Origin of the sequence: Leucobacter celer subsp. astrifaciens, assembly GCF_001273835.1 — a bacterium.
Taxonomy (GTDB): Bacteria; Actinomycetota; Actinomycetes; order Actinomycetales; family Microbacteriaceae; genus Leucobacter; species Leucobacter celer.
Window position 1 is genome coordinate 154,899 of the sequence record NZ_JHEI01000139.1, and the last position, 11,206, is coordinate 166,104.

Genomic DNA, 11,206 nt, shown 5'->3' on the forward strand with positions numbered 1-11,206 from the left:
CGCCGCTTCCGCACCGCGCTCGAAAGGACCACCGCATGAACAACGCATCCGCTCCCACCACGACCGAGAAAGGCGCGCGCCGCGGGCTGAGATTCTCGGCGCGCGACCTCGTCAACATCGCCATCTTCGCCGTGATCTACTTCGTCGTGGTCTTCGCGATCAACATGCTCGGCATCATCAGCCCGCTGGTCATGCTCGTCATTCTGCCGCTCAGCATCATCGTCGCGGGGATCCCGTACATGCTGTTCCTCAACCGAGTGAAGCATCCCGGCATGGTCACCCTCTTCGGCACGGTGGTGGCCCTGCTGTACCTGATGTCGGGACAGCCCTGGCAGAGCACCGTGCTCACGATCGTGCTCTCGGTGATCGCCGACATCGTGCTGGCGGCGGGCGGGTACCGCTCGAAATGGGCCGCGATCTGGGCGTACACGATCTTCACCTTCTGGTACGTGGGACCCTGGATCCCGATGCTGCTCAACCGCGAGGAGTACCTGAACTCGCCCGGGATGCAGCAGATGGGCGAGGAGTATGTCGCGGTATTCGATCAGACGGTGTCGGTGACGGCGCTCTGGATCTATGCGCTCGCCACCGTGGTCTGCGGCCTGGTGGGCGGGCTGCTCGGCTCGGCGATGCTGCGCAAGCACTTCGTCAAGGCGGGCCTTGCCTGACGGCACCGCGGCGGTCCGCGAGCGGACGGTGCTCGGCTCCGTGCCGGTCGGCAGGCGGAGCGCACTCGATCCGCGCACCAAGATCCTGCTGGTCGTCGTCGCGAGTGCTGCGGTCATGGGTCCTGGTGGCCTGCGCTTCGTGCTGCCCGTTCTCGTCATCGGAGTGTCGCTCGCGCTCTGGGAAGGCGCGCTGCGACGCGGGATCGGCCTGGCCATCACCGCCGCGATCGTGTGGGGTCTGGGCTGGCTCCTGCCGCTCTGGTGGCCGAACGGGTTCACCGCGATCATCTCGGTCGCGTGCGCCTATCTCCTGCGATTCGTCGTGGCGATCGGGATCGGCATGCACGTCATCGCGACCACCTCGCCCACGCAGCTCGGTGCGGCGCTCCGCGCCTGGCGCGCGCCGCGCTCGCTCTCCGTCACGCTCGCAACGATGCTGCGCTTCTTCCCGGTCGTCGCGTCCGAGGCGGCGGCCGTGATCGACGCCATGCGGCTGCGCGGACTCGTCGGCACCGGCGGTCTGATGCGGCACCCGATGCTCGGCATCGAGCGCTTCACGGTGCCCATGATCGCGGCGAGCCTGCGGGCGAGCGAGGACCTGTCGGCGTCGGCGATCCTGCGCGGACTCGGCTCGCGTCGCGCCCCCACTGCGCTGCACGCGCCGCGGTTCGGATCCGTCGACCTCGTCCTGCTGCTGGCCGTCGTCGCGCTCACCGTCGCCGCGCTGGTGCTGCCCTCGCCGCTCGGGTGACCCCGCGCACCTCGGCAACCCATCGCCTCTCCCGACACTGAAATCGAGACCCCGCAGACATGATCGACATCGATGACGTCACCTGGACCTATCCCGGCGCTGAGGCTGCGAGCCTCGAGGCGCTCTCGCTGCGCATCTCGCCCGGCGAATTCGTGGTGCTGTGCGGCGCGAGCGGCTCGGGCAAATCGACCGCGCTGCGGTTGATGAACGGCCTCATCCCGCACTTCCACGAGGAGGGGTCCTGCACCGGCACGGTCACCATCGACGGGCTCCCGGCACGGGACACTGAGCTCGACGAGATCGGCCTGCGCACGGGCAGCGTGCTGCAGCACCCGCGCCGGCAGTTCTTCGCCGACTCCGCAGAGGAGGAGATCGCTTTCGCGATGGAGAATTTCGGCTTCGCGCCCGAGCTGATCCGCGAGCGGGTCGACGCGGCGCTCGCGGACCTCTCCGCGACGATGCCGATCGAGGCGCGACTGCAGCGTCTGTCGGGCGGACAGCAGCAGCAGGTCGCCATCGCCGCCTCCGCCGCCCACGATCCCCGTGTGCTGCTGCTCGACGAGCCGAGCTCGAATCTCTCCGTGGATGCCGTCGAGCGGCTCGCGGCGACGTTGGCCCGGCTCAAGGCGCAGGGGGTGACGATCGTCGTGGCCGAGCACCGGCTGCGCTACCTCGAGCGGCTGGTCGATCGTGTGATCGTGATGCGGCGCGGACGGATCGACCGCGAGTGGAGCGCCGATCGGTTCCGCGAGGTCTCCGACACCGAGCTCGAGCGCGAGGGGCTGCGCGGTGAGATACGCGCCGCGTCCCTCCCGCATCTTCCCGCTGCAGGGGCGAGCACGGCCCGGTCGACGCCGGGGGAGGAGGTGCCGGCAGCGGCGCTCGAACTCGAGGGGATACGGTGCCGTATCGCGGGGCGCACCGTGCTCGAACTCGATCGGGTGGCCTTCGCCGCCGGCGAGGTCACCGCGATCCGGGGAGTGAACGGTGCCGGCAAATCGACCCTCGCGAGAATCGTCGTCGGTCTGCAGCGCGCGGAGGGCGCCGTGCGACTCGACGGCCGGCCGCTGAGCCCGCGGAGGCGGCAGCGGGCGAGCGCGATCGTGATGCAGGACGTGCAGCGGCAGCTCTTCACCGACAGCGTCGCCGCCGAGATCAATCTCGCGGCTGTCGGATCCGGGAGGGGCTCCGATGCGTCGTCCGCCGCCCCTGCCGTACTCGAAGCACTCGACCTCGACCACCTCGCCGAACGTCACCCGCTCGCGCTCTCCGGCGGTCAGCAGCAGCGCCTCGTCGTCGCCGCGGTGCGTCTCGCGGCGCGGCGCATCGTGGTGTTCGACGAACCCAGCTCGGGCGTGGACAGGCGCCACCTGCGATCGATCTCCGATCAGATCCGGCGCGTGGCCGACGACGGGGCCGTCGTGCTGCTCATCAGCCACGACGAGGACCTGCTCGCGCTCGCCGCCGACCAGCAGCTGGTGCTCGCGCCCGCCGAGGCCCGTGCAGCATGAACCCGACGCGCCGATCCCGAGCCGACAGACCGGCTCCGCTCCATCCGCACCCGATCCGACGGAGAAGGAAGACATGACCGATACGACGCCCGCCGGACTCCCGGCGGCACCGCAGATCCCACTGCTGCTGGCGACCGTGTTCCTGGCCTATCTCGGGCAGATGACCCTCAATCCGATCATCGCACCGCTGGCACGGGAGGTCGGGCTCGCCGAGTGGCAGATCGGGGCGACGATCAGTGTCGCCGCGGTGATGGTCGTGGCCAGCAGCCAGTTCTGGGGGCGGCGATCCCAGTCGTGGGGCCGCAAACCCGTGCTCGTAGCGGCGCTCGGGCTGGGCGCCGTGGCGATGGCGGCGTTCGCGGTCGTGGCCGCCGTCGGCATGCGGGCGGCGCTCACAGGCACGACCGTGTTCGTGCTGTTCGTGCTGCTGCGCGGAGTCGGCTTCGGCACGGCGATCGCGGCGATCCCGCCGACCGCGCAGGCCTACATCGCCGATGTCACCCGGGACGAGGCGGCGCGCACCCGGGGCATGGCCGGCATCGGCGCGGTGCAGGGCGTGGCGATGATCGGGGGAGCGGTGCTCGGCGGCGCGCTCGCCGGGTTCGGACTGCTCGCCCCGATCGTCGTCGTTCCGGTGCTGCTCACGGTAGCGCTGGCGGTCATCGCCCTGCGGTTGCGCAGGGAGCCGCGCCACGAGCTCATCCCGGAGCCCGTGCGCATCAGACCCACTGATCATCGTGTCTGGCCGTTCCTGCTCGCCGGGTTCGGCATGTTCACCGCGCTCGGCTTCATACAGGTCATCTCGGGGTTCATCGTGCAGGATCGGCTCGGCCTTGACGCGGAGATGACGGGACTGGTCACGGGCGGCACGCTGCTCGCGGCCGGGTTCGGCATGGTGGCGGCGCAGAGCATCATCGTGCCGCGCTCCGGATGGGGCCCGCCCGCCCTCCTGCGGGTGGGTTCCGTCACCGCGCTGCTCGGGTTCGTGCTGCTGGTCCTCGACGCGGGGCCCTGGCTGCTGATCGTCTCGATGCTGCTGATCGGCCTCGGGCTCGGGATCGCGATGCCCGGGTACACCGCCGGGCCGACCCTGCTCGTGCATCGAGACGAGCAGGGCGGCCTCGCCGGTCTGATCGGCGCCACGAACGGCCTCACCTTCGTCATCGCCCCGACCGCGAGCACCGCGCTCTACGGGCTCTGGCCGCCGCTGCCGATCATCATCGGAGCGATGCTGATGGCGGTGGTCGCCCTGTTCGTGCTGCTGCACCCGAGGTTCCGCGGCTTCGCGGACGCTCTCGCGAGCGCCCGCGAAGGTGCTCGCGGAGGTGCTCTCGACGGAGCCGCCGATTGCGCGGCGCGCGACTCTGACGGCGAACGGCCGACCCGCCCGGAACCCCGCGAGTAGCATGGCGGTAACCGGTCGACCGGTCGCAGCAGCATCAGAGAGGATCCGCTCGTGTCAGCAGAGCCGCCCATCGCGCAATCCGTCCCAGCACTCGCCCCTGGGCTCTTCTCGGGGAGGACCGTGCTCGTCACCGGAGGTACCTCGGGCATCGGCCTCGCCGCTGCGGAGGTCTTCGCCCGCCTGGGCGCTCGGGTGGTCGCGATCGGGCTCGGGGCGGATCAGGCGGAGATCGCACCCGACGTCGAGATCGAACTGCACGGGGTGGATGTCACCGACGATGCCGCGCTGCGGGCCGTGATCGACCGCCTCGATCGCCTCGACGTGCTCGTGCCGGCCGCCGGCATCAGCCTGGGCGACCGCGAGCTCGAGTGGGAGCCGTTCAACCGGGTGCTCGCTATCCAGCTCGGCGCCGTCTACCGCGTCGCGGAGCTCACGCGCCCGCTGCTGCGCGCCTCGGGCGGTTCGCTCATCACGATCGCGTCGATGTTCGCCTACTTCGGGGGCGGCACCCGCGTCGCGTACTCGGCGGCGAAGGGCGGGGTCGTGCAGCTGACCAAGTCGCTCGCCGAGGCGTGGGCGGGCGACGGGATCCGCGTGAATTCCGTGGCGCCTGGGTGGATCGAGACGCCGCTCGCCTCCGGTCTTGACGACGACTCGAAAGAGCGCATCCTGTCGCGCACGCCGCTGGCGCGCTTCGGAGCGCCGGAGGAGGTCGCGCACGTGATCGCCTTCCTCGCCTCCGACGCGGCCTCGTTCATCACCGGAGCCGTGCTGCCCGTCGACGGCGGGTATCTCACGACGGCGATCTGAGCCTCGTGCCCTCCGATGCACACCCTCCGCTGACCGAGTGAGTTCTTCGCCGCCCGCGAGACACTTTCGCGCGCCAGTAGTTGTCACCAAACCTGAAGTGAGGTAGCAACTAGTGGCGCGCGAAGAGAAGTGCGGGGATTCTCATCGGAGCCGCTTTACGGCGTGTGACGGTCGGACGGCGCCGTGTCGGTGGTCTGTGGTGGACTCTCATCATGAGCATCCCACGATTGCTGGATCACGTCGTCATCGCCGGCCCCGACCTCGACGCGCTCGTCGCGTGGTTCGCCGAGCGCACCGGAGTGACGGCGGCTCCGGGAGGAGCGCACCCCACCGGCACCGCCAACGCGCTCGTCGCCCTGACGGTCGGCGGCGAGCGAGGGCCGCAGTACATCGAGCTCATCGGCCCGGATCCGGCCCGCACGCACGAGAGCCCGCCGACGACGTTCGGGATCGACGCGCTCGAGGGGCCGAGCGCGCAGGCCTACTCCGTACACCCCGACGACATCGACGCGGCGGTCGCCGGAGCGCGCGAGCGCGGGTACGACCCGGGAGATGTATGGGACCTGTCGCGGCGCACGCCCTCCGGCGACCTGCTGGAGTGGCGGCTCACCGGTGCCGACGCCGCTCGGCTCGACGTGCCCTTCCTCATCGACTGGGGCACGACCACCCAGCCGGGCCTCAGCGATATCCCTGCCATCGAGCTCGTCTCCTTCGTGCGCGTCGAGCCCGATCCCGAGCCGCTGCGCGAGACGCTCGCCGCTCTCGGCCTCGGCGACGGGGCTGCGGAGGTCGTCGCGGGAGACCGTCCCGGGTACCGGCTCGAGCTGCGCCGCCCCGACGGCGAGCGCGTCACCATCTGAGGGCGGACCGACGTGAGCGATCCGCGCGAGGTCTACCTCGCCTATCAGCAGCGGGCCGAGAAGACACCGCCTCCGCCCGATGACGCGCCCTCCCGCTTCGGGGGAGCAGGAGAGGAGACCGTCGGCGAGATCGGCCGTGCGGTCGATGCCCTGCGGCCGGAGCTCGAGGCGCTGGCGATCTCGCTGCACGGCGAGCCCGAGGTCGGCTTCGAGGAGCACCGATCGGTGCGAAAGCTCGCGGAGCTGCTGGAGTCTCATGGCGTGGAAGCCGAAGTCGGAGCCTACGGGCTCGACACGGCGCTGCGGGCCACGGTCGGCTCTGAGGGCGCGCCGCACTTCGCCGTCATCGCCGAGTACGACGCGCTGCCCGGCGTGGGGCAGGCGTGCGGGCACAACATCATCGCCGGCATCGGGATCGGCGCGTTCCTCGCCGCGGCCCCGATCGCTCGGCGGCTCGGTGCCCGCCTGTCGCTCATCGGCACTCCCGCCGAGGAGAACGGCGGCGGCAAGGAGCACATCATCCGCGCGGGCGGCTTCGACGACGTCGACGCCGCGGGCATGGTGCATCCGAGCAGCGGCTCCGCCGTCTCGCCCGTGTCCGGGCAGCGCAGCACGGGAGTGCGCCGGGTCGCCGTGACCTACCACGGCAGGGCCGCCCACGCCGCGGCGTCGCCGTGGCTCGGACTCAACGCCCTCGACGCCGTCGTCACCGCCTACCAGTCGTTGGCCCAGCTGCGCCAGCACATCCTGCCGATCGACCGCGTCCACGGCATCATCACCGAGGGCGGAGCGGCTCCCAATGTCGTACCAGAGCGGGCCTCGGCGCTCTTCTACGTGCGCTCGGGCGAGATCGATACGCTGCGTGCGCTGACCGATCGTGTCGTGGCAGCGCTCGAGGGAGCGGCGCTGTCGACCGGGACCCGCGCCGAGATCGAGGTCGACCCGGTGCCGCCCTATCTGCCGTTGGAGCCCAACGTCGAACTCACGAAACGCTGGGCCGGTGCGCTCGCCGCGCGGGGGCGCACCGTCCCGCCCTCGCCTGCGATCCCGTCGCAGGGCGGGGCATCCACCGATATGGGCAACGTCACCCAGTTCATCCCTGCCATACACCCCCTGATCGGCCTCGGCGGACCCGGAGACGTGCAACCGCACAACGCCGCATTCGCGGAGTGGACGGTGCAGCCGGCCGCCTTCGACGCGATGGCCGATGCCGCCGCCGCGCTGGCGTCGGCCGCGGTCGACTACCTCGCCGACGCGGAGTTGCGCGCCGAGGTCGCCGCGGAGTTCGCCGCGCGCGGCGGGCGGTACCGCTGGCCGGACTGAGCGCAGCGGTCGTCGTGCGTCGGGCGGCTGCGGGCCGGCCTCAGGAGACCGCGGCCTGCATCTCCCGCCACAGCTCCTCGACGTGCTCCCGCTCGGTTCCGAGTGCGCCGATCGAGACGCGCACCATCCAGCGATCCTCGAGGGTGGAGAGCGAGACCCAGGCCCGGCCCGACGCGTTCACCCGCTCCGCCCACGTCCGCGTGTGCCGATCCAGCGCCTCGCCGGTCAGTGCGGCCCCGTCGTCGGCCGGGGGCTCATGGCGCACGCAGACGGTCTGCAGATGCACCGGAGCGAGCACCCGCCACCCGGGTGCCTCCTCGATCCGAGCCGCGAGCCACTGCGCGTTGTCGAGATCCCGCCGCAGGCGGGCGCGCAGGGCTTCGGCGCCCTCCGCCTTGAGCATGAACCAGAGTTTGAGCGCGCGGAAGCGCCGGCCCAGCGGGATGCCCCAGTCGCGCAGGTTCGTCACGTCGTCGTCGTGCGCAGAGCGCAGGTAGGACGGATTCGTCGACATCACCCGCTCGAGATGAGCGGGGTCCTTCACGTAGTACAGCGAGCAGTCGAAGGCGACGCCCAGCCACTTGTGGGCGTTGACGACGAGCGAGTCGGCCAGTTCCACGCCATCCCACAGCGGTCGGCACTCGGGCAGGATCATCGCCGATCCCGCCATCGCCGCGTCGACGTGGAACCAGAGCCCCTCCGCGCGGGCGATCGCGCCGATGCCGGCCAGTGGATCCATCGCGGTCGTCGTGGTCGTGCCGCAGGTGGCCACGACCACAGCGGGCACGCGCCCGGCCGCGCGATCCTCGGCGATCGCCGCGGCGAGGGCGTCGGGTCGCATCGCGAAGGTCTCGTCGGTGTCGATCCAGCGGATGTGGTCCGTGCCGAAACCCGCCAGCAGCGCCGCCTTCGGCACGGAGGAGTGCGCGTACCGCGACATGTAGGCGACGAGCGGCCGATCGAGGGCGGCCAGGCCCCCGCCCGTCATCGAGAACTGCGATGCGTGCTCCCGCGCCTCGAGCAGCGCGAGCAGCGTCGACGTCGAGGCGGTGTCCTGGATCACGCCGCGCCACTCGTCCGAGAGGCCGAAGAGCTGCCGCGCCCAGTCCGTCACCCGCAACTCGACCTCGGAGAGTGCGGGGCTCGACTCCCAGGAGAGGCCGATCACGCCGAGGCCCGCGCTGGCGATGTCGCCGAGCACCGAGGAGAGCTCGCTGTTCGCGGGGAAGAAGTTGAAGAAGCCGGGGTGCTGCCAGAGCGACAGCCCCGGTACCACGATCTCGTCGAGATCCGTGATGAGGGATTGCCCGCCGTCACCGGTCTCGGGCGCGGAGGCGGGCAGTTTCGCCGCCACCTCTCCCGGTTCCACCTGCGCCGGCACCGGCAGCTCGACGAGCCCCGCGCGATAGTCGGCGATCCAGTCGATGAGCTGATGCCCGTGGGCGCGGAACTCTTCGGGAGTCATGGGGATCCTTTCGTGCGCGGCCCTGCGGTGGCCGCTCACCGCTCCATGCTACGGGGCGCTCGGTGCGGAACGGGTGCGGGCCGGGTGCGGCGAGACAGGGCGCGCGTCCACGTCCCGGCCCCGCTGCTGTTTCGGCCGTCACCGTTGTTTCGGATGGAATCGGGGTGATCCGATCCGAAACAACGGTGACGGCCGAAACAACCGGGAAGAACGGTCGACACCGGACGCCGTTCAGGCCGAGGAGAGGCGTCACCCGGGCCCGACACCCGGCATCCCCGGGCGCGATCCTCGGAAATACCGGGGTCGATCCCCGGGATTTCCGTGGATCACCCGGACTCCCCGGCGGCGATCCACCGATAGCCTGGAGGGGATCGGGCCATCTCAGGTTCGGGCTCGACGCAGAGACTCTCGGAAGGAATCCCACATGGTCTATCGGGTACAGGGTGTGGTGGTGCGCGAGAAGAACGCGCCGGCTGCGATCGAGACGATCATCGTCCCGGATCCGGGGCCGGGCGAGGTCGTGGTCGATGTGCTGAGCTGCGGCGTGTGCCACACCGACTACCACTACCAGCAGGGCGGCATCAGCGACGACTTCCCGTTCCTGCTCGGCCACGAGTCGACCGCGCGAGTGGCCGTCGTGGGCGAGGGCGTCACCGAGGTGGCGGTGGGGGATCGGGTGATCCTGAACTGGCGGGCCGTGTGCGGGCAGTGCCGGGCCTGCCGGAAGGGGCAGCCGCAGTACTGCTTCGCCACGCACAACGCGACGCAGAAGATGACGCTCGAGGACGGCACGGAGCTGTCGCCCGCGCTGGGCATCGGCTCGTTCGCGGAGAAGACGCTCGTGGCTGCGGGGCAGTGCACGAAGATCGACGAGGAGTCGGACGCCGCCGCCGTCGGCCTGCTGGGCTGCGGGATCATGGCAGGCATCGGCGCCGCGATCAACACGGGCGAGGTGCAGCGGGGCGAGTCGGTCGCGGTGATCGGCTGCGGCGGCGTGGGCGCCGCGGCGATCGCGGGCGCGCAGCTGGCGGGCGCGACCACCATCGTCGCGGTCGACATCGACGACGCGAAGCTCGAGCAGGCGAAGCGCTTCGGCGCGACGCACACCGTCAACTCGAAGGCGGAGGACGCGGTCGAGGCGATCCGTGCGCTCACGGGCGGGTTCGGCGCCGACGTGGTGATCGACGCCGTGGGGCGGCCCGAGACCTACACGCAGGCGTTCTACGCGCGGGATCTCGCGGGACGCGTGGTGCTGGTGGGCGTGCCGACCCCCGAGATGCAGCTGCAGCTGCCGCTGCTCGACGTGTTCGGCCGCGGCGGATCGCTGAAGTCGTCCTGGTACGGCGACTGCCTGCCCAGCCGCGACTTCACGATGCTCATCGACCAGTACAAGCTCGGCAGGCTCGATCTCGACGGCTTCGTGAGCGAGCGTATCGGGCTCGGTGACGTCGAGACGGCGTTCGGCAAGATGGCGGGCGGCAACATCCTGCGGTCGGTGGTGGTGCTCTGATGGCCGCGCGCATCGAACGGCTCGTGACGAGCGGCACCTTCTCGCTCGACGGGGGTACGTGGGAGGTCGACAACAACGTCTGGATCGTGGGCGACGACACCGAGGTGATCGTGATCGATCCGGCGCACGACGCCGCCGCGGTCGCCGCGGCGGTCGGCGACCGCACGACGCACGCGGTCCTGCTCACCCACGGGCACGACGACCACATCCGCGCCGCGCGGGAGACCGCCGAGCTGCTGCAGGCGCCGCTGTTCCTCAACCCGCACGACCGGATGCTCTGGGATGCGGTCTACGACGAAGAACCCGACGCGCAGATCGCCGACGGCGATGTCTACGCGGTCGCGGGCGTGCAGCTCACCGCCAGGCACACCCCGGGTCACTCGCCGGGATCCACCTGCTTCGTCGCGCCGGCGCTCGCCGCCGTGTTCACGGGCGACACCCTGTTCCAGGGCGGCCCCGGTGCGACCGGGCGCTCCTACAGCGATTTCCCGACGATCATCGACTCGATCCGGGAGCGCCTGCTGACGCTGCCCGAGGAGACCGTCGTGCACACCGGCCACGGCGACTCGACCACGATCGGCGCCGAGAAGCCCCACCTGCAGGAGTGGATCGACCGGGGGCACTGAGCCGCCCTCGCCGGTTGCGCGAGCTGGGCGGGGTCGACACCCGCGATGTCGGTGATTTCGACTCGCTCCGCTCGCTCAATCGGCGTGGTCTCCGCTCGCTCAATCGGCGGGGTCCCCGCTGCGCTCGACCGGCGGGGTCCCCGTCATCCTGCGCGAGCGGAGCGAGTCGCAGGATCCACACCGTCAGCTCCGCTCCGATGGATCCTGCGACTCCGGCTCGTTCCTCGCCTCCGCGCAGGATGACGGGGTGCCGGGTCTCGCCTCCGCGTAGGATGAC

Annotated in this window: 10 protein-coding genes; 9 read left to right on the top strand and 1 reads right to left on the bottom strand. The window is 70.9% G+C overall.

Annotated features, from left to right (window positions below; all coding sequences use genetic code 11):
• The first annotated feature begins 35 nt into the window (after positions 1 to 35).
• The 7 genes from AMS65_RS12850 (at position 36) to AMS65_RS12880 (ending at position 7,328) form a co-directional block, all read left to right on the top strand.
• Positions 36 to 668 carry an MptD family putative ECF transporter S component gene (locus AMS65_RS12850; protein WP_053384571.1) on the top strand — a complete coding sequence of 211 codons (633 nt, stop codon included), beginning with the start codon at positions 36 to 38 and terminating at the stop codon, positions 666 to 668.
• Positions 661 to 1,419: an energy-coupling factor transporter transmembrane component T gene (locus tag AMS65_RS12855; protein ID WP_241489441.1), complete on the top strand. Its 759-nt coding sequence runs from the start codon at positions 661 to 663 to the stop codon at positions 1,417 to 1,419. The genes AMS65_RS12850 and AMS65_RS12855 overlap by 8 nt, the downstream gene beginning before the upstream one ends.
• 59 nt (positions 1,420 to 1,478) lie before the next feature.
• Entirely contained in the window at positions 1,479 to 2,930 is a 1,452-nt protein-coding gene (locus AMS65_RS12860) for an ABC transporter ATP-binding protein (RefSeq protein ID WP_053384572.1), read from the top strand.
• A 73-nt stretch (positions 2,931 to 3,003) separates the two neighbouring features.
• On the top strand, positions 3,004 to 4,335 hold the full coding sequence (locus AMS65_RS12865; protein ID WP_083451691.1) for an MFS transporter: 1,332 nt from the start codon (positions 3,004 to 3,006) through the stop codon (positions 4,333 to 4,335).
• Positions 4,336 to 4,386: 51 nt separating this feature from the next.
• Positions 4,387 to 5,145: an SDR family NAD(P)-dependent oxidoreductase gene (locus AMS65_RS12870; RefSeq protein ID WP_083451692.1), complete on the top strand. Its 759-nt coding sequence runs from the start codon at positions 4,387 to 4,389 to the stop codon at positions 5,143 to 5,145.
• 212 nt (positions 5,146 to 5,357) lie between these two features.
• Positions 5,358 to 6,005 (top strand): VOC family protein, encoded by a 648-nt coding sequence (locus AMS65_RS12875; protein WP_053384573.1) that lies wholly within the window; start codon positions 5,358 to 5,360, stop codon positions 6,003 to 6,005.
• A 12-nt stretch (positions 6,006 to 6,017) separates the two neighbouring features.
• Positions 6,018 to 7,328: a M20 family metallopeptidase gene (locus AMS65_RS12880; protein WP_083451693.1), complete on the top strand. Its 1,311-nt coding sequence runs from the start codon at positions 6,018 to 6,020 to the stop codon at positions 7,326 to 7,328.
• Between the two features lie 40 nt (positions 7,329 to 7,368).
• On the opposite strand, the gene AMS65_RS12885 is transcribed toward AMS65_RS12880, so the two are convergent.
• Complete coding sequence (locus AMS65_RS12885) at positions 7,369 to 8,793, bottom strand: pyridoxal phosphate-dependent decarboxylase family protein (RefSeq protein WP_053384574.1); 1,425 nt, start codon at positions 8,791 to 8,793, stop codon at positions 7,369 to 7,371.
• Between the two features lie 424 nt (positions 8,794 to 9,217).
• Between AMS65_RS12885 and AMS65_RS12890 the strand changes: the two genes are divergently transcribed.
• Positions 9,218 to 10,303: an S-(hydroxymethyl)mycothiol dehydrogenase gene (locus tag AMS65_RS12890; protein WP_053384575.1), complete on the top strand. Its 1,086-nt coding sequence runs from the start codon at positions 9,218 to 9,220 to the stop codon at positions 10,301 to 10,303.
• Positions 10,303 to 10,929, top strand: a complete 627-nt coding sequence (locus tag AMS65_RS12895; protein ID WP_053384576.1) for an MBL fold metallo-hydrolase — start codon at positions 10,303 to 10,305, stop codon at positions 10,927 to 10,929. Before AMS65_RS12890 ends, AMS65_RS12895 begins: the two co-directional genes overlap by 1 nt.
• Positions 10,930 to 11,206: the final 277 nt, after the last annotated feature.